The sequence below is a fragment of the Roseibium sp. genome (assembly GCF_965216085.1).
Lineage (GTDB): Bacteria > Pseudomonadota > Alphaproteobacteria > Rhizobiales > Stappiaceae > Roseibium.
On the sequence record NZ_OZ244138.1, the window covers coordinates 1,586,198 to 1,604,010 of the forward strand.

Genomic DNA, 17,813 nt, shown 5'->3' on the forward strand with positions numbered 1-17,813 from the left:
GAACCAGCTTCAGTTCCGGGGTCCGTTAATTGTCACGAATCACGATGTAATTTGTCCCTGATGCCGTTGGGACATGGTTACAATTGGGTCCGATTTTTTCCTTACCCGTATTTCTGTCAATAGGGCTGGTAACAGGTTTTCTACCAGCAATTGTTTCTGTTGATTTTTGGCTTACCCAGCGTCGTAAAATGTCAAGTTAACGCCTTCCGTTAAGTTTTACGCAATCTCCCCTACGTCATGTTCGAGAAAATTTTTTGCTCAACGGGGCCAGTGAAATGAAGCGGATAAAAGTACAGATTGCGCTACTGGCGCTTCTTCCGATGATCGCGGTTGCGGGGTTTGCAACCCTTGCGGTGGTGGAAAAGGGAATTGAACTTTCTCATCACGAATTTATGCGTCCGCTGACACGCATTGCAGAAGATGCGGGCAATGTTGTGCATGAGATGCAAAAAGAGCGCGGAATGACGGTCGGCTGGATTAAAGCCGGGCATCCATCGGATGGAGTTGCAAAACTCGACAAACAGCGGTCCCTGACCGATGCAGCGATCAAAATCTTTGACGATCATTTGGCGGCGGCTGATCTGGGCAATAAACATGTTCAGGAAGAGCTTCAGCACGTTGCTGATGACGTGCATCAGATTACAGATGTGCGCGCTGCGATCGACAGCAAAAAATATGGCATCAAAGAAACAGTCAAAAATTATACTCACGAAATCAGCAGTCTGATCCATTTGGTTGGAATTGCGGTTGAGGCCAGCCCATCTCAAGAAATCACCTCTGAACTTCTGCCATATCTTGCGCTAGTCGAAGCCAAAGAAGCTGGCGGTTTGGAGCGGGCTCATGGTGCTGCCATGTTGGCTAATTTCCACAAAACCGGTGAAGTCGACCACAAGACCTTTCTGAATTTCATCATTCAAGAGGGCGGAGAAGTTGCCTTCTTGAAAGAGTTCAAGGCGGTTGCCTTGAAAGACCAAAAGGAAATGTTCCGGGAGATGGTTTCCGGCCCAGACGTCGACAAGGTCAACGAGTGGCGCAAGGTGATGCAAGATCTGCCGCTGACCAAAGACGCCAAAGGCATAACTGGGCCGCAATGGTTTGCGACAGCTACAAGCCGCCTGGACAAGATCAAAGCTCTGTCTGATGAACTGATCCACCGCGCCGAATATGCGGCAGACCGCGATACCGCAACATTGCAAGGCCACATTTTCTGGATCAGCCTTTCCGGGATCGTCATTTTCTTCGGAGTTGGCATTTTCACAGTTCTCCAGGTCCGGAAGATTTCTGGAACTCTGAAGAGACAGAGTGAATCCATCTCCGGCCTGGCGGAGGGCGATCTAGAATCCGAGATTCCATACCAGGACCGCCCGGATGAAATCGGCGATATTGCCAAGGCTTCAGAAGTCTTCCGGAACAAGCTTATCCGCCAGAAGGAACTTGAGGAAGAAGCGGAAGTCGGCCGGGCGCAGCGCCGCAAACGCAGTGCGCATTTGGAAGGCGCCATTCGGGAGTTCCAGACAAGCGTTGAAGCAATTCAACACCAGTTGGAAGATGAATCGAATGGCATGAGCCAAACTGCGGGCAGTATGGTTCAAATCGCCAAACATGCTTCGGAAAGTGCCGGAGCGGCGAATGCGGCGACCGAGGAAGCCACGACAAATGTCCAGACGGTTGCTTCTGCGGCAGCTGAGCTCTCTGCGTCGATCAGCGAAATTTCCCGTCAGGCCAACACAGCGATGGAGATCTCCGAGACAGCGTCCACGACCGCAATTGCTGCCGATCAAGATGTCTCAATCCTGGCGGAAACTGCCGATAAAATCGGTGAAGTGGTCGAAATCATCCGGGCGATTGCTGAGCAAACCAATCTTCTGGCTCTGAATGCCACGATTGAAGCGGCCCGTGCCGGCGAAGCCGGTAAAGGGTTCGCAGTTGTGGCAGCGGAAGTGAAGGAACTGTCGACACAAACCGCCAAGGCAACGGATGAAATTGCCAGTCAGATCACCGGCGTCCAGGGATCTACCCAGAAGTCGGTGGCAGCGATCCGCTCCATTGTCGAGCAGATCGGCCAAGTGCAGTCCGTGACAAGCACAATTGCAGCATCGGTCGAAGAGCAAAACATTGCGACAGGTGAGATTACCCAGAGCATAACACTGGCTTCTGATGGGGCTTCAGCGGCTGCATCCAATGTGGCCGGCGTATCAGGCTCTATTGATCAGACACGGGAACAATCCGAAACCATGAGCCAGTCTGCCGACCAGCTCGGCAAAGTTGCCTCGGATCTGTCAGGAGCTGTCAGTCACTTCCTCGACCAGGTTCGGGACGAAGAGGCTGCCTAGGTCCCCATATTTCGATGAGCATCTAGAAGCCCTCGCTACGTGCGGGGCTTTTTGTTTGAGATAATCGCCCTTCGTTTTTATCCGCATGGCATTTATCAAGTTTAAGTGGCGTGGCGTGGATTTTCGTGTCACTATTTTCGAACAAACGGTCAAAATATAAGGCCGAGCCTGATTTGGTGGGGAAGGGTGAACTGCAAGCGGCGCTGACGCACGTCAACGCTGAGTGGTTCATTTGATAAGCTCGAGTCCCGTCACTCAGAAACAAGAAAGATCTGTGCTGTGATCCGTCCAGTAATGGAGGATGTGCCCCTTTTCGACCGGATCAGGGTCTGATGAGTATCAGGATTTGGAGCATGGTATGAGCGAAAATCGGTCGGATCGCGAAGCAATTCCGCAGGAAAGGTCGCCCCTTTTCAAGGCTTTGCGCCATGGAGCCGGGCGATTTTCGCCATATCCCTTTCGGGACGCGGTGCATTCGGCCACTGAAGGCGTCAGCGGTATCTTGTGGAGTTTACTCCACGGCGATCCCTCTTCCTTTTCAGCGGCCGAATGCACGTCGCGCCATGCCCGAAACCTGATCCTCAACAGACCCTAAAGCGCCCGACAATAAGAGGAGACCAGCCATGTCAAACATTCTCAAAAGTTCCGTATCCCGAAGAACGCTGCTCGGGGGCATGGCTGCCACCGGTTTTGTTGCCGCCATGCATCCCTATTCGCTGCTGGCCAAGGAAAACACGGCGCATTTGCGGCTGATGGAGACAACCGACCTTCACGTTCATGTGCTGCCTTACGATTATTATGGTGACCGCCCGGTCGATACGGCCGGTCTCGCCCGGACCGCGAGCCTGATCCGAGGCATTCGCGAGGAAGCCACCAATTCCGTTCTGGTCGACAACGGCGATTTTCTTCAGGGCAACCCGATGGGCGATTTCATTGCCTATGAGCGCGGCCTGAAGGAAGGCGACATCCATCCGGTGCTCAAAGGGATGAATGTGCTGGGCTACGATGCCGGCACGCTTGGCAATCACGAATTCAATTACGGGCTCGATTTCCTGACCAAAGCGCTGGCAGGCGCCAATTTCCCGATCGTTTGTGCGAATGTTGCCCATGGCGCGTTGGCATCGAACCCGCGCGACGACAAGCTGATGCTGAAACCCTATGTCATCGTCGAAAAAACAGTGATGGACGGTGCGGGCACCAGCCATCCAATCAAGATCGGCTTCATTGGCTTTGTACCGCCGCAGATCATGAACTGGGATCGCAGGCACTTGGACGGCAAAGTCAACGCACGCGATATCGTGAGTTCCGCAAAGGCTTTTGTGCCGGAAATGCGCGAACAAGGCTGCGACATCGTTGTCGCCCTATCGCATTCCGGCATTGATGGCGGCAGCTACTCAGACGGCATGGAAAACGCCTCGCTGCATCTGGCTGCCGTTGACGGCATCGATGCGGTCTTCACCGGTCACCACCATCTGGTGTTCCCGGGACCTGCCTATGAAGGCATTCCGGAAGTCGATAGCGAAAAGGGGACGCTCTTTGGCAAACCGGCCGCGATGGGCGGGTTCTGGGGCTCGCATCTGGGCGTGATCGATCTGATGCTGGAGCGCGAAGGGTCCGGCTGGCGTGTGGCCAACTTCACCACCGAAGCGCGGTCGATCTACAAGAAGGACGGCCGTAAGAAATTACCTCTGACTGAGAGCCAGCAAGACGTTATCGATTCTGTGAAGGAAGAGCACGAGGCAACACTTGCCTATGTGCGCCGCGCGGTCGGTAAGACCTCGGCGCCACTGCACTCCTATTTTGCACTTGTGGCCGATGACCCCAGCGTTCAGATCGTCTCCAAGTCGCAGCTCTGGTATGTCGGTGAAATGCTGAAGGGCACCGAGTGGGAAGGCCTGCCGATCCTGTCGGCAGCAGCGCCCTTCAAGGCCGGCGGACGGGGTGGTCCGGACTATTACACCGATGTTCCGGTCGGCGATGTGGCGATCAAGAATGTCGCCGATCTTTACCTCTATCCAAACACGGCCCGCGCCGTTGCCATCACTGGTGCGACCGTCAAAGAATGGCTGGAGCGGTCAGCGGGCATCTTCCAGCAGATTGAGCCTGGCAAGGCCGATCAGATGCTGCTTGATCCGCAGTTCCCGAGCTACAACTTCGACATCATTGATGGGGTCACATATCAGATCGATCTCAGCCAGCCGTCGAAATACGGCCCGAAAGGCGAGCTGATCAATCCAGACGCCAGCCGCATTGTGGATCTTCAGTTTAACGGTGCGCCGATTGATCCGGAGGCGAAGTTTGTGGTTGCCACCAACAATTACCGCGCTGGCGGCGGCGGCAACTTCCCGGGCGTTGATGACAGTGTCGTCATTCTGGTGGCGCCCGATACCAATCGGGACGTTTTGGTGCGCTACATTGTTCAGGAAGGCACCATCAACCCGTCCGCCGATGCCAATTGGACCTTCAAAGCCATGCCGGGCACCAGCGTTTTGTTCGATACAGGGCCGGGCGGCAAGGAGCACGCGGCCTCAGTTGAGGGCGTTGCGATTGAACCGGCCGGTGACGGCGCCGACGGCTTCGCCCGCTACCGCATCACGCTTTAATTTAGAAAAACATCAGCCCCCGCCACCGGCGGGGGGTTTTGTCCCCACTATTTCCTTAGGTCCTGTCTCGCCAGCGCCGCATTTGTTGCTATATTGTTCTCCAAAGCGCTTGAGACAACCGGACCAGTAAACCATGACCGACCCGGACGGGTATGACGATCCCTTTGACGATCCTTTTCAGCCCATCGGGACGCGGGCGGATGCAGCTCCTGCACCTGCGCCACCTCCTTCGGGTGGCGGGATCGCGGCGCGGGCCATGGCGGCCCGGCGGGCGCCCGACTATCTGACCGGCCTCAATCCGGAACAGCGGCTGGCGGTGGAAACCACCGAAGGCCCGGTCCTAGTGCTTGCAGGCGCGGGCACCGGCAAAACCCGGGTTCTGACCACACGGATTGCCCATATTCTGGCCTCCGGCCTGGCGCGGCCGTCCGAAATTCTGGCTGTGACCTTCACCAACAAGGCCGCACGGGAAATGAAGGAACGCATTGCCACCTTTGTCGGCGGCAATGTGGAGGGCATGTCCTGGCTCGGCACGTTCCATTCCATCTGTGTCAAAATCCTGCGCAAACACGCCGAGCTGGTCGGGTTGAAATCCAGCTTTTCGATCCTGGATACAGACGATCAGATCCGGCTGATCAAGCAGATCCTTCAAGCCGAAGGGGTGGATGACAAGCGCTGGACCGCCAAGGCCTTCGCCGGCATGCTCGACGGTTGGAAAAACAGGGCTTTAACGCCGGATCAGGTGCCGGAAGGCGAAGCGCGGGCTTTTGCCAATGGCCGGGGACGACGGATCTATGAAGAGTATCAGGAGCGCCTGTCGATCCTGAATGCGGCCGATTTTGGCGATCTTCTTTTGCACGTGATCACGCTCTTCAAGACACGGCCGGATGTCTTGACCGAATATCAGAGCCGCTTCCGCTACATGCTGGTGGACGAATATCAGGACACCAACATTGCCCAGTATCTGTGGCTGCGTTTGCTGGCGCAGGGCAATCCGAATGTCTGCTGCGTCGGAGATGACGATCAATCGATCTACGGCTGGCGCGGGGCGGAAGTCGACAACATCCTGCGTTTTGAACATGATTTCAAAGGCGCAACAGTCATCCGCCTGGAGCGCAATTACCGGTCCACGAGCCACATTCTGGCCGCAGCTTCCCACTTGATTTCGTTCAACGAGGGCCGGCTCGGCAAAACCCTGTTCACCGACTTTCACGAACCGGACCATGATCTGGTCTCGGTCGCCTCTGTCTGGGATTCTGAGGAAGAGGCCCGGACGATCGGGGATGAAATCGAGGCGCTGCAATCCAAGGGGCACAGCCTCAATGAGATGGCTGTTCTGGTGCGCGCGTCCTTCCAAATGCGCGAGTTAGAAGAACGCTTCATTACGCTCGGCCTGAACTACCGCGTGATCGGCGGACCGCGTTTTTATGAGCGCATGGAAATCCGCGATGCCATGGCGTATTTGCGCTGTGTTGCGCAACCGGCCGATGATTTGGCGTTCGAGCGGATCGTCAACACGCCCAAGCGCGGTTTGGGCGATGCCACCTTGAAGCTGGTGCATGGTCTGGCACGGGCTGAGCGTATTCCGCTGATGCAGGCCGCCAGCCAGCTAATTGACACCGAGGAGCTCAAGCCGAAACCGCGCAACTCTTTGAAAACGGTTCTGGACAATTTCGAGCGCTGGCGGCGCCAGCTCGACACCATGAAACACACCGATCTGGCCGAAGTCATTCTGGATGAAAGCGGCTATACGGAGATGTGGCGCCAGGACCGGTCGGCGGACGCGCCCGGGCGATTGGACAACTTGAAAGAACTCGTAAAGTCCATGGATGGTGATGAGTCCATGCGAGGATTTTTGGAACGAGTTTCCCTTGTGATGGACCGGGACAGTGCTGATGCTTCCGACGCCGTTTCCATCATGACGCTGCATTCGGCCAAGGGGCTGGAATTCGACACGGTCTTCCTGCCCGGTTGGGAAGAAGGCCTGTTCCCCCATCAGCGTGCATTGGATGAAAGCGGCCGGGCGGGCCTCGAAGAAGAGCGGCGTTTGGCCTATGTCGGCATCACACGGGCGAAAAAACGGGCCAAACTCTATTTTGCCTCCAACCGGCGCATTCACGGGCAATGGCAATCGAGTGTGCCGTCAAGGTTCCTGGATGAACTCCCGCCGGAACATGTGGAGATCGCTGAAGCCTCGTCCAATTATGGCGGTTATGGCGGCGGCGGATATGGTCCCTCCCGCTTCGACAGTCAGGACACGTTTGAAAGCGGCAGCTATTCGACGCCAGGCTGGAAACGGGCGCAGCGCGCGTCGCAATCCTCCGGCGGGTTTTCAGATGGCGGCGGGCGTGGGTATCAATCCGCACGGCAGAAACGCCAGGGGCCTTTGACAATCGAGGGCGAACTGGTTGCCAAGTCCGTCAGCGAAACTCCCTCCGACTACTCTATCGGGGAGCGGGTGTTTCACATCAAGTTCGGCTATGGCGCGATCAAGTCGATCGAGGGCAACAAGCTGACCATCGACTTTGAAAAGGCGGGCCAGAAGAAGGTGATCGACAGTTTCGTTGAGCGCCATTGAGCGTTTCAATTGCTGGACTGGCAAAACTCACAGGTCGACACTCTTTGCCGGACGGTTTTCTGGCAAAAGCATGCCGCGTTCTTTTAAGAAGGGATGAATTTCGACCGCTTCCTTCAAAACCTCCTGCCCGAGTTTTGTGCGCCCCTGGGTTATGAAAATCATCGCCTTGCCGGAAAGGGCGCCGAAGTGCCGGGGCTCCAGCGCCAGGGTTTTTTCTATGTCGGCTAAGCTGGCCTCATAATTACCTTGCAGAAAATAGATGAAGGCACGCTGGTTCCAGCCCTCCGAATAGTCCGGCGCGGCTTCGACAACCTCATCCAAGATTGTTTCCGCGCCTTCCAGATCATAGACATGACGCCGTTGCATCGCCGTTTCGATCTTCAGGCGAATATGCATGTCGGGGGCGTCGGCCATCCACGATTCCCAGATCTGATCTTCTATCGCGCGGGCCTCTTCTTCTGTCGACGCATTTTTGAGCGCATCGAAGAGCTGGTCCCGTTTATCTTCCGCCAACGCTTGCGCGGAAAACAAAACCGCACAGGCCAACACGATCCAGGCCAATTGGGTGACGAACTGTCTCGAAGTGATCTCAGACTGATGGATCATTTGCCCGCTCCCGTAGCTTTATATTACCAAAAATGGAGCATCACCGCGCTTTGCCCAGCCCTTTGTGTGATGATCTGCCTGCCAACATAAGGCTCTGCGGTTATTCCGCAGGTTTTCGGGCGCAACCGACCCAGAGTGCCAAGCGCATGAAAACGATACCGGTCAAGATCACTGCGGAAGAGCTGGAAGCCAAGCGGATTTCAAAAGCTTTCGAATGGATTTTGAAGAGAATGGCAATCCGGTGACCACCGAATTTGGGAAAGCTGGCCTGACGAATGTCATCGACTGTTTTGTTGAGTGACATTGAGCTTTCTTGGAACGAAAAAAACCGGCTGCTTGTGCTTTCTGCACAAGCAGCCAGCCGGTTTCTTGTAGGCGTTTTGGCAGGAATTCCTTCCAATCCCATCTGAAACAGACAGGGACCAAGAAACCTCACTGAGCCTCCATTCGGGGTGGGGCGAGACCCAGTTTTCCGGTTGATGGTTCTGCTTGTTTGTCAGGCCTGGAAGTCTGCAACCAAGGCAGACACATCAGAATTGTTTTCGCCGTTCTCATCGTAAGCCGACTGGCTTTGCAGTTCACTCAATATGGCGCTCAGGAGTTCTTCGGCGCGGGATCCCTGTTCCCCGCCTTGCGGTCCGCCTGGGCCGCCGGGACCTTTGGGTTTGCCCAGCTCTCCCTCTTCGAACATTGCGCTGAGCTCGTCCGCCTGTTCTTCGGTCAAGGTTCCAGCGTCCACTTGATCAGACAGCAGCGTTTCAAAGTTTGCCTGCATTTCCTCACGGGTCGGCGGTGGAGAGCCGGACTCTGGCCGGCCTGCTGCCTTACGCTCTTCGTTCATCGCATCGAGCGCTTCCAGCATGGCATCCTTGTCGTCGGCGGAGATCTCGCCGGCTTCAACCTTTTCGTCCAGGCTGCTGATGGCTTGATCTCTGGGCGAAGGGCCGGGAGGCGGGGGAGGTGTGGATCCGATCTGCATTTTACGCTCCTGATAGGGCTTGTTCGCGTTATCGGACGAGCGTTGCGGCGGGAGGGTTAACGAGATCTTAATGCCGGAAAGCGCTTGATTTCCCTCTTTTTCGCAGATGGTTTTCAGAAACACTCTGAAACAAACTCGGGCATTTTTCAGATGTAATCGGACGCCAATCCGGCCTACATAAAACAATGACCCGGTCAGCGCATATTCTTATTGTCGAAGACGATCCAGAAATCAGACTGCTGATGAAGCGGCATCTGACAGCCCAGGAGTTCCGGGTCACGGTGGCGGCCGACGGGACTGAAATGGACCGGCTTCTTGCCAGTGGCCGTTTTGATCTCATGGTGCTCGACATCATGCTGCCTGGTGAAGATGGCATCAGCCTGTGCCGCCGGGTCCGAGCCACCAGCACGCTGCCGATCATCATTGTGTCGGCACGAACCGAAGATATCGACCGCGTGATCGGGCTGGAAGTGGGCGCTGACGACTATATGACGAAGCCCTTCAACCCGAGGGAGTTGATTGCCCGGGTCCGGGCTTTACTCCGCAGGGTCGAGATGGGCCAGGCGACACCGGCAGCCGCACCCAAAACGCTCCGGTTTGAAGGCTGGGAGATAGACTGCAATACCCGCAGCCTCACCAATCCGCAAAAAGCCATGGTGTCTCTCACACCTGGTGAGTTCAATCTGCTGCAGGTCATGGTGGAGCGCAGCGGGCACGTGCTCAGCCGGGATCAACTGGTTGATCTGACCTATGGACAGATCGGTGCCACAAACGGGCGCAGCATCGACATTCTGGTTAGCCGGTTGCGCTCTAAACTGCAGGCGGGCGGTGCGGCCTACCAATTTATCGTAACGGTGCGGTCCGGTGGTTACGAATTCGTCGCGCCAACCGAGGCGGTGGCCGCCGATGGCTAGGTTTTGGCCGCGCTCCATGGTCTTTCAGGTTCTGCTGCTATTGTGCGCGGTCGGTGTGATCATGATTTTGGCCGGTGCGGCGGGTGGGTTTTTGCTCAAACAATCCTTTGACCGATCACCATCGGCGATGACGGCACTCTTAAACTCCCTGGCAATTTCGAAACTAAATGAGGTTCCCGCCGAGTCACGTGGGGAGTTTCTGGAAGATCTCCGGGAGCAAGCGCCAAATCTGAAGATCTCAGTGATTGCAGACAGCGAAGTGCCGGATCTGAGGCCGCCAAGGTCCGACGGACGCAAAGGGCCGTTTCAGCTGGGTGAAACACTTTTCGGGATCGAGCTGATCAATGTGGCTGGCCGAGGCGAACAGCCGCCGGGTGTACCGCCAACGCTTTATTTCCGTTTAAAAGACGGTGATGTCGTTCAGGTGGTTTGGGACGCGCCCAAGCCTCCGCCGCTTCCTGGGCCGGAACCCCGGATTATGCTGCCGTTGATTTTCGTCGGGGTGACTTTTCTCGGTTTGATGTTGTGGGCCGCCCGGGGCGTTGTCCGGCCGTTGGGAAATCTCGCGGCAGCGGCGGCCGGTTTCGGCCACAAAGACACCAAACCGGTGCCTTTGGACGAACATGGCCCGGAAGAAGTGCGCGCTGCGGCCCGGGCCTTCAATCGTATGCAGGAACGGATTGACGAGTTTGTAAAACGGCGGACAGAGACACTGGCCGCGATTAGCCATGATCTTCGAACGCCGCTCACCCGGCTCCGCCTGAGGCTGGATTTGCTGGATGACGGCGAGATCAAGGACCGCAGCCTGGCCGATCTTGAATTGATGGACAAGCAGATCGGTCAGGCCCTCATGTATTTGCGGGGCGGCAGCAGCAGCGGACCCAAGGCACGGATCGATCTTCCAAGCCTGTTGCAATCGATTGTTGATCAATATGCAGATACCGGTTTGTCGGTCGATTTGAAGGTCGTACCCGGATTGGGCATCAACGCCAATGTGGATGATCTGACCCGCGCGTTGTGCAACCTGATTGACAATGCCAACCACTATGCCTCGGGTGCAGAAATAATCCTTGAACCGTCCGGCAGTTTTGCCCGGATCGACATCATTGATCACGGCCCAGGGATTCCGGAGGCGGAGAGGGCGCGGCTGCTGGATCCTTTTGAACGCGGAGACCAGGCCCGGCAAATTCGTGATGGCCAAGGGTTCGGGCTCGGCCTTGCGATCAGCAAGACGATCGTTGAGGGGAGTGAAGGCACTCTTGATCTGCTTGAGACAATGAATGGTGGCCTCACTGTCCGCTTGCAATTTCTCTTGGCAGACTGAACATCCTTGATTTCCAATGTTTACCCGGAGCGGGCGTGTTTGGCTCTGGATGTGAGGTCAACATGCGGCTATACCGCTCAGCCAAACGCCATGACAACTGAAAGCGCACAGGCTCATGAAAACGATCCGGGTCAAGATCACCGCGGAAGAACTGGAAGCCAAACGGATCTCTGAGATCCTGGAACGGGCCTTTGAAGATGAAGGCAACCCGGTGACCATCTATGAAGATTCCAAGGACGGAAAGATCTGGTCCGCGGAAATTCTTCTGTTCGGTATGGAGCCGGACGAAGCCGCAGCAACCGTGCGCGATCGGGTGGGCGCGGACGCTTTTGCTGCACCGCTGGACGCTGAAGAGCTGCCGGATATCAACTGGGTCGAAAAGAGCCTGGAGGGGCTGAAACCGGTCCGCGCTGGCCGGTTCCTGGTCCACGGCAGCCATGACCGCGACAAGGTGCCCGCTGGGGTGATCAGCTTGGAAATTGAGGCGGCGCTCGCGTTTGGGACCGGTCATCATGGAACAACGGCAGGCTGCCTAGAGGAAATCGACCGGCTGCTGTCTATGCGTGAGTATAACAGCATCCTCGATCTGGGTACCGGCACCGGTGTTCTGGCAATTGCCGCAGCCCTGAAAGCCCGGCAGACGGTTCTGGCAACAGACATCGACCCGGTGGCGACCCGCACGGCGCTGGAAAACGCGCGTTTGAACGGCGCCAGCCATCTGATCAAAGGCTTCACAGCCAACGGGGTGGAGGACCGGCGGTTCGGTCTTTATGGACCGTTTGATCTGGTGATTGCCAACATTCTGGCGCGGCCGCTCATGAAGATGGCGAAATCCATCAGCCATCAGATGACCTCAACTGCAACGCTTGTTCTATCCGGCCTTCGCGTTGAAGACGGTCCGCGGATTCTGTTTGCTTATGGCTGCCAAGGCTTTGTGCTGGACCGTCGGCGTGAGAAAGACGGCTGGCTAACATTGACTTTGGTGCGCGGCCGCAAACAGGCCTGATCGAATAAAATATCTTCCAGAAACAATCAAAGGGCCGCACGAGGCGGCCCTTTAAGTTGGCCAGAACAAGTCTGGCTTACTGGGCTGCTACTTTGGCAGCCGCTGTCTCAACAGGGGCTTTCCAAGCCTCCCGGTCGATATCCAGATCGGCATAGTCGTCTGGATTGAGAACCGGGCGGGCAATGCCTGCCTTAAGCTGCGTGCGGAAGTCCCGCAACAAGCGCATCGCGGTCGGGAACAGCATCATGATCGCCAGCAGGTTGACGAGAGCCAACACACCCATCATCGGATCTGAGAAGAAGAACACCGATGTCGCTGCTGGTGCGACGGCACCGAGAAACACAACACCGATAATCGCAGCCCGCAGAACGGTGAGTGACATCGGATGGCCGGTGAGCACAGTCAGAGCGTTTTCGCCGAGATAGTAGTTGTAAATGATCGACGAGAAGGCAAACAGCAGGATCGCGAAGGTCAGGAAGTACTGCGCCCATTCGCCCAAATGGAACACCATCGACTGCTGGGTCAGAGCGACACCGTCAATCCCTTCGGCGCCCGGTACATAGACGTCGCCCAATAGGATGACGAAGGCTGTACAGGAACAAATGACGATCGTGTCGATGAAGACCGAAAATGCTTGTGTGATGCCCTGGCTGATCGGATGGCGCACTTCAGCGGTTGCGGCAACATTTGGTGCGGAACCGAGCCCGGCTTCGTTGGAAAAAAGGCCGCGCCGCAAGCCCTGAGCGATCGCTGCACCCATGCCGCCGCCAACTACTTCCTGGAAGCCAAAGGCGTTTTGCACGATTGATGAAATGACTGCCGGAATTTCCGTGATGTTCAAAACGATGACGATCAGTGCCATGAGCATGTAACCCACGGCCATCACGGGCACGACTACATCCGCGGTTTTGGCAATCCGGTGAATGCCGCCGAAAATGATCACGCCGGCGATTGCTGCCAGAAGCAGACCGGTCCAGAGGCGGTCAATTCCAAGGCTGTCCTCAACAGCACCAGCAACTGTGTTGCCCTGAAAGGCGTTGAAACCAAAGCCAAAGGCTGCAATTAGACAGATGGCATAAACAACCGCCAGCCATTTATATTCCTTGCCAAGGCCATGAATGATTGCCCGGGCCGGACCGCCGCGGTAATCGTTTTCGCCCACTTTGCGTTTGTAAAGCTGAGCGAGTGAGCATTCGACCAAGCTGGTGGCCATTCCCAACAAAGCCGTTGCCCACATCCAGAACACAGCGCCCGGTCCACCAAGCGTGATTGCAACCGCAACACCGGCGATGTTGCCGCCGCCGACGCGTCCGCCGACAGACACTAGCAACGCTTCACGCGCTGAAATCTTGTTCGGATCCGCGGAATTATTGTCGTTTTTGAGAACGCGGAACATGCGTCCGAAAAACTCAAACTGCACAAACCCGGTTGCCAGCGTGATGAAAACGCCAAAGACGACCAGGATCGGGATAAGCGACCAGCCCCAGGTCAAATCCCCGATCAACCCAAACAATTGTTCCAGAAACCCCATCTAACTCCTCCTTTGACGCAGCAGTCCGGTTGTTTGATGCCCGGCTGTGCTGATGGGAACAGGTTAGGGGGAGAGGGCCAATTTTCCATTTGCCTACCTTGCGCAAGGCTGGGGCGACCAGATACAAAAATAGCATCAACTAGAGAAGGCTCTAAACGTGTCCCGCGACTTTCCTTCCAACTTGAGGCTGTTGTGCAGCTACCACAAATCGATCGCTGACGTTTGCCGGCAGCTGGGGGTGAACCGGTCGCAGTTCAACCGGTATCTGAATGGCAAGAGCTTTCCGTCTTTACGGCTGATGCAGAGGATGTGCGACTTCTTTGGTGTCGAAGAATCCGAAATTCTTCTGCCTGCAGGCCAGTTTACGGAGCTTGTTCGGCTTAAGCCAAGCGAGAGTGGTGTCCGTGCGGAAAAGAACATCGTCTCTGCAATCGGCGAAGACATACGCCTGGCGTCTCGTTCGACGCTGGATGCTTATGTCGGTTACTATTTTACCTATTACAACTCCATGTCCCATCCGGGCATGATCTTGCGTTCCTTGACCCGAATTTACCGGACACCCTATGGCGTCAACGTCAAAAGTATTGAGACGGTTGGCCAACCTGGCGCCAGACTCTTTACCTGCAAATATGAAGGCGCCTGTTTTGTTCTTGGTGACCGGGTCTTCATCACCGTGATGGAAATGCTGACCCGCAACGAGGTCATGCAGATCATACTGTATCCGAGTTACAACAACCGGATCCGATATATGACTGGCATTGTTTCTGGGGTTGCTGCGCGAGCGCCACGGCCACCGGCAGCAACGCAGATTGTCTATCAGTATCTCGGAGAAAATCTGGACCTTCGGAAAACCTTCAAGCTGTGCGGCCTGTTTGAACCAGATCACGAAGACGTGCCGGCCGATGTCCGCGCTATGCTGGCTGCCGGCTCTGGGCAAGGCCGGAGGCTCATGGAAGCGCCTTTGCCGTGACAGGTAAGGGCTTGAACAGCGTTAGACCGTGAATTCGCCGCAAAGGCTGGTGCTCAAATACTGGCGCTTCTCTTCCAGGTCTCCCGCTTGTGTCAGGCAGAATTGAAGCTTGGCGTAGGCCATTTCCGGTGTCATGTCGCGGCCGTCAATGACGCCGGTGTCCCGCATGACTTTTCCTGCGGCATAGGTCCCGAGTTTCATACCGCCTTCTGGGCATTGGCTGACGGCAATCACTGGTATTTGGCGGTCTTGAGCGCGGGTGAGCGCTGCCCGCATGTCTGGCGTGTCAGGAGCTGTGCCCGATCCGTAGCACCGCAGAAGCAGACCGTCACAGCGGTCTGCGGCATAGGCGACAGGATCAGTGAAAATGCCAGGCGTAACAGAAACAACCCCAACCTTGTTCCCGGCGACTGGGTTAAGGGATAGCTGCGGCGCAGGGATCACCGGCGGGGTATCCCAATCCTCGGCTTCAAACGCATCAAACGCGCGGGAGTGGGATTTGCGCACCCGCGCGCCATGCAGCCTGTGGCCGGCAAATTGAACCCAGACACCGGGAGCGGCCGTTCGGGCGGCTTGCAGTGCATCTTTCAAGTTGGCAACACCATCCGTCCCCTCGACGGTTAGCGGCAACATGGCTCCTGTCACGATCACCGGTTTGTTCAAGCCAGAAAGGGCCAGGCACAAGGCGCTGGAAGTATAGGCCAGCGTATCCGTTCCATGGGTTACGATGAAACCGTCGTAACTGGGGTAATTTTCAAAAATCGTTGCTGCGATCCGATGCCAGTCGCGCGGTGTCGAGCTTGCGCTGTCGATGAGCGGGCTAAGATTTTGAATACTTGAGGGATCTGCTGTCACCTGTTGCCGGGAAAGGTCTGCTGCCACTTGTTCCAGAACGCCTTCCCGCGGGGCAAACCCATCGGCGGTCTTGTCCATTCCAATCGTACCGCCAGTATGGATCAGCAAAGTGCTCATCAGATGTCCTTAAGTTTACGCACTACGTCTGTTCGCGGCCGCAAAGCCAGCTTCCTTGGTGGCTTAGATGAACCGCCGGAGCCAGATCCTAGCTGTGGTGCCTTTGGTGCGGAGTTTACTGCATTTAGCATCAATCAGCGCCAAATTCGCGATTGAAGCCGGTGATCGCATTGCCAAATCCCATTTGCGGCGTAAGACGCATCCCGCATTTATGGCGAGGAGGCGGTATGCGTACCGAAATCGATTCCCTTGGGTCCTTGGATGTTCCCCAAGGTGCCCTTTACGGCATTCACTCTCAGCGGGCCTTTAACAACTTTTCCATTTCCGGCGTTCCGGTTTCCGAGTTCCCGGAACTGGTCCGCGCTCTGGCTATGGTCAAAAAGGCTGCGGCGAGCGCGAATTGGAAACTGGGTGTACTACCTGAAGAAAAGGCGCAAGCGATTCTTTGGGCGTGTGATGAGCTGCTTGGTGGCAAGCACCATGAGGCCTTCATTGTCGATATGATCCAGGGTGGGGCCGGGACATCGACCAATATGAACACCAATGAGGTGATTGCCAATCTGGCCCTGCAGAAACTCGGATTTACTGCCGGTGCCTATGATCATTTGCACCCCAATGATGATGTCAACAAATCCCAATCGACCAACGATGTCTATCCGACCGCACTGCGGCTGGCGATCCTTTTGAAAATGGAGGATTTCATTTCAGAACATCAACGGCTGTGTGATGCCTTTGAAGCCAAAGCTGCCGAATTTGACGGATTGCCAAAAGTTGGCCGCACCCAGCTGCAAGACGCTGTGCCAATGACTTTGGGCCAGGAGTTCCGCTCCTTTTCCAACACGATCGAGGAGGATATTGAACGCTTGCGAGATGTCTCCAAACTTCTGCTCGAAGTGAACCTTGGCGGGACAGCCATTGGAACCGGGGTTAATACGCCTGCCAACTACATTGATGTGGCTGTTTCCCAACTGCAGAAAGTCTCTGGGTTTCCGGTGCGCCCGGCACGGAACCTGGTAGAGGCCTCCTCTGACCTCGGCGCCTTTGTCACCTATTCGGGAATATTGAAACGGGTCGCTGTTAAACTTTCCAAAATCTGCAATGACTTACGGTTGCTGAGTTCCGGGCCGCGCGCTGGCTTCGGTGAAATCCGCCTGCCTGCGGTTCAGGCCGGCTCTTCGATCATGCCGGGCAAGGTCAATCCGGTGATCCCGGAAGTGGTCAACCAGGTTGCGTTTCAGGTAATCGGCAATGATCTGACGGTGACGATGGCTGCCGAATCCGGACAGTTGCAGCTCAACGCCATGGAACCCGTGGCGATTTACAACATCCTGCAGTCGATCCGCATCCTGAAACGGGCCATGGCTTGCCTGACTGACAGGTGCGTCAAGGGGATCGAAGCGGATGAAACCCGTTGCCGGTCTCTGCTCGACAACAGTCTGGCAATGGCAACGTCGCTGGTGCCGCAGATCGGCTATGAAAGATCTGCAGAGGTCGCCAAGTATGCCCAGAAACATGGGGTTTCTGTTTCCGAGGCGTTGGTGGCGCTTGAGCGGGATACCCTCAGCCCGGCTTAGTACGGCTTGCCCAAAAGCGCGCCACAACCAAAAGAACCCGCCAGATTTCTAGCGGGTTCTTTAGACATGCACAGTCGTTTGTTTGCGCTCGGCGCCTTAGAATGCGCTGGTTGCAGAGCCTTCACGCTCCAGCTGAGCGCGGTCGTAGCCGTGAGCGCTCAAAGTGGCGTCGTCGAGCGACAGCAGGTAGCCGTTGACATAGCGGCGGGCTTGCACAGAGCGGGCTTCGATCATCCGGTCAAGAGCACGGCGCATGAAGCTGCCAGAAACACGGGTGGATGTGGTCGTTGCGATGGTCATGGTCTTTAATCCCATTTGAAGTTGAAGAGCTTCCCTAGGGAGAAACGTCTTTTTGTTCGTTGATCCCAATATGAGTGCTTCGAAGGGGCTCAGGTAGGGGGGGTGCCGCATGCCAGCTCTGCG

At 56.1% G+C, this 17,813-nt stretch carries 14 protein-coding genes; 8 read left to right on the forward strand and 6 right to left on the reverse strand.

Features of this window, described 5'->3' with window-relative positions; all coding sequences use genetic code 11:
• Nucleotides 1–275 precede the first annotated feature (275 nt).
• From ACOOFE_RS07245 to ACOOFE_RS07255, 3 genes are all read left to right on the forward strand, one after another.
• Nucleotides 276–2,333 (forward strand): methyl-accepting chemotaxis protein, encoded by a 2,058-nt coding sequence (locus ACOOFE_RS07245; protein ID WP_420414336.1) that lies wholly within the window; start codon nt 276–278, stop codon nt 2,331–2,333.
• Nucleotides 2,334–2,956: 623 nt separating this feature from the next.
• Nucleotides 2,957–4,936 (forward strand): bifunctional 2',3'-cyclic-nucleotide 2'-phosphodiesterase/3'-nucleotidase, encoded by a 1,980-nt coding sequence (locus ACOOFE_RS07250; RefSeq protein ID WP_420414337.1) that lies wholly within the window; start codon nt 2,957–2,959, stop codon nt 4,934–4,936.
• A gap of 133 nt (nt 4,937–5,069) precedes the next feature.
• Nucleotides 5,070–7,514 carry an ATP-dependent helicase gene (locus ACOOFE_RS07255; protein WP_420414338.1) on the forward strand — a complete coding sequence of 815 codons (2,445 nt, stop codon included), beginning with the start codon at nt 5,070–5,072 and terminating at the stop codon, nt 7,512–7,514.
• 27 nt (nt 7,515–7,541) lie between these two features.
• Here the strand turns inward: ACOOFE_RS07255 and ACOOFE_RS07260 are convergent, their stop codons facing one another.
• The 3 genes from ACOOFE_RS07260 to ACOOFE_RS07270 form a co-directional block, all read right to left on the reverse strand.
• Nucleotides 7,542–8,120 (reverse strand): tetratricopeptide repeat protein, encoded by a 579-nt coding sequence (locus ACOOFE_RS07260; protein WP_420414339.1) that lies wholly within the window; start codon nt 8,118–8,120, stop codon nt 7,542–7,544.
• 100 nt (nt 8,121–8,220) lie between these two features.
• Nucleotides 8,221–8,424, reverse strand: coding sequence for a hypothetical protein (locus tag ACOOFE_RS07265; RefSeq protein ID WP_420414340.1), 204 nt, complete (start codon nt 8,422–8,424; stop codon nt 8,221–8,223).
• A 192-nt stretch (nt 8,425–8,616) separates the two neighbouring features.
• Nucleotides 8,617–9,099: a hypothetical protein gene (locus ACOOFE_RS07270; protein WP_420414341.1), complete on the reverse strand. Its 483-nt coding sequence runs from the start codon at nt 9,097–9,099 to the stop codon at nt 8,617–8,619.
• A 185-nt stretch (nt 9,100–9,284) separates the two neighbouring features.
• Here ACOOFE_RS07270 and ACOOFE_RS07275 point away from each other — a divergent pair, with 185 nt between their 5' ends.
• The 3 genes from ACOOFE_RS07275 to ACOOFE_RS07285 all read left to right on the forward strand — a co-directional run bounded on the left by ACOOFE_RS07275 (nt 9,285) and on the right by ACOOFE_RS07285 (nt 12,343).
• A complete protein-coding gene (locus ACOOFE_RS07275; RefSeq protein ID WP_420414342.1) occupies nt 9,285–10,013 on the forward strand; it encodes a response regulator in 729 nt (242 codons plus the stop codon).
• Complete coding sequence (locus tag ACOOFE_RS07280) at nt 10,006–11,337, forward strand: ATP-binding protein (protein WP_420414343.1); 1,332 nt, start codon at nt 10,006–10,008, stop codon at nt 11,335–11,337. Before ACOOFE_RS07275 ends, ACOOFE_RS07280 begins: the two co-directional genes overlap by 8 nt.
• Before the next feature lie 115 nt (nt 11,338–11,452).
• Nucleotides 11,453–12,343, forward strand: coding sequence for a 50S ribosomal protein L11 methyltransferase (locus tag ACOOFE_RS07285; protein ID WP_420414344.1), 891 nt, complete (start codon nt 11,453–11,455; stop codon nt 12,341–12,343).
• Nucleotides 12,344–12,419: 76 nt separating this feature from the next.
• Here the strand turns inward: ACOOFE_RS07285 and ACOOFE_RS07290 are convergent, their stop codons facing one another.
• Entirely contained in the window at nt 12,420–13,874 is a 1,455-nt protein-coding gene (locus tag ACOOFE_RS07290) for an alanine/glycine:cation symporter family protein (protein ID WP_420414345.1), read from the reverse strand.
• A gap of 157 nt (nt 13,875–14,031) precedes the next feature.
• Between ACOOFE_RS07290 and ACOOFE_RS07295 the strand changes: the two genes are divergently transcribed.
• On the forward strand, nt 14,032–14,844 hold the full coding sequence (locus ACOOFE_RS07295; RefSeq protein WP_420414346.1) for a helix-turn-helix domain-containing protein: 813 nt from the start codon (nt 14,032–14,034) through the stop codon (nt 14,842–14,844).
• Between the two features lie 21 nt (nt 14,845–14,865).
• Here ACOOFE_RS07295 and ACOOFE_RS07300 read toward each other — a convergent pair whose 3' ends face one another.
• Nucleotides 14,866–15,816 carry an asparaginase gene (locus tag ACOOFE_RS07300; RefSeq protein ID WP_420414347.1) on the reverse strand — a complete coding sequence of 317 codons (951 nt, stop codon included), beginning with the start codon at nt 15,814–15,816 and terminating at the stop codon, nt 14,866–14,868.
• A gap of 227 nt (nt 15,817–16,043) precedes the next feature.
• Between ACOOFE_RS07300 and ACOOFE_RS07305 the strand changes: the two genes are divergently transcribed.
• The gene (locus ACOOFE_RS07305) at nt 16,044–17,390 is read left to right on the forward strand and encodes an aspartate ammonia-lyase (protein ID WP_420414348.1); all 1,347 of its coding nucleotides are present in this window, start codon (nt 16,044–16,046) and stop codon (nt 17,388–17,390) included.
• Between the two features lie 96 nt (nt 17,391–17,486).
• On the opposite strand, the gene ACOOFE_RS07310 is transcribed toward ACOOFE_RS07305, so the two are convergent.
• Nucleotides 17,487–17,690: a hypothetical protein gene (locus ACOOFE_RS07310; protein ID WP_209011236.1), complete on the reverse strand. Its 204-nt coding sequence runs from the start codon at nt 17,688–17,690 to the stop codon at nt 17,487–17,489.
• Nucleotides 17,691–17,813: the final 123 nt, after the last annotated feature.

Bases quoted from the DNA above. Each gene is read 5' to 3' on its own strand.
- ACOOFE_RS07250 (WP_420414337.1), top strand. From the start codon at position 2,957: ATGTCAAACATTCTCAAAAGTTCCGTATCCCGAAGAACGCTGCTCGGG.
- ACOOFE_RS07300 (WP_420414347.1), bottom strand. From the start codon at position 15,816: ATGAGCACTTTGCTGATCCATACTGGCGGTACGATTGGAATGGACAAG.
- ACOOFE_RS07265 (WP_420414340.1), bottom strand. From the start codon at position 8,424: ATGTCACTCAACAAAACAGTCGATGACATTCGTCAGGCCAGCTTTCCC.
- ACOOFE_RS07285 (WP_420414344.1), top strand. From the start codon at position 11,453: ATGAAAACGATCCGGGTCAAGATCACCGCGGAAGAACTGGAAGCCAAA.
- ACOOFE_RS07305 (WP_420414348.1), top strand. From the start codon at position 16,044: ATGCGTACCGAAATCGATTCCCTTGGGTCCTTGGATGTTCCCCAAGGT.
- ACOOFE_RS07275 (WP_420414342.1), top strand. From the start codon at position 9,285: ATGACCCGGTCAGCGCATATTCTTATTGTCGAAGACGATCCAGAAATC.
- ACOOFE_RS07255 (WP_420414338.1), top strand. From the start codon at position 5,070: ATGACCGACCCGGACGGGTATGACGATCCCTTTGACGATCCTTTTCAG.
- ACOOFE_RS07290 (WP_420414345.1), bottom strand. From the start codon at position 13,874: ATGGGGTTTCTGGAACAATTGTTTGGGTTGATCGGGGATTTGACCTGG.
- ACOOFE_RS07245 (WP_420414336.1), top strand. From the start codon at position 276: ATGAAGCGGATAAAAGTACAGATTGCGCTACTGGCGCTTCTTCCGATG.
- ACOOFE_RS07260 (WP_420414339.1), bottom strand. From the start codon at position 8,120: ATGATCCATCAGTCTGAGATCACTTCGAGACAGTTCGTCACCCAATTG.
- ACOOFE_RS07270 (WP_420414341.1), bottom strand. From the start codon at position 9,099: ATGCAGATCGGATCCACACCTCCCCCGCCTCCCGGCCCTTCGCCCAGA.
- ACOOFE_RS07310 (WP_209011236.1), bottom strand. From the start codon at position 17,690: ATGACCATCGCAACGACCACATCCACCCGTGTTTCTGGCAGCTTCATG.
- ACOOFE_RS07280 (WP_420414343.1), top strand. From the start codon at position 10,006: ATGGCTAGGTTTTGGCCGCGCTCCATGGTCTTTCAGGTTCTGCTGCTA.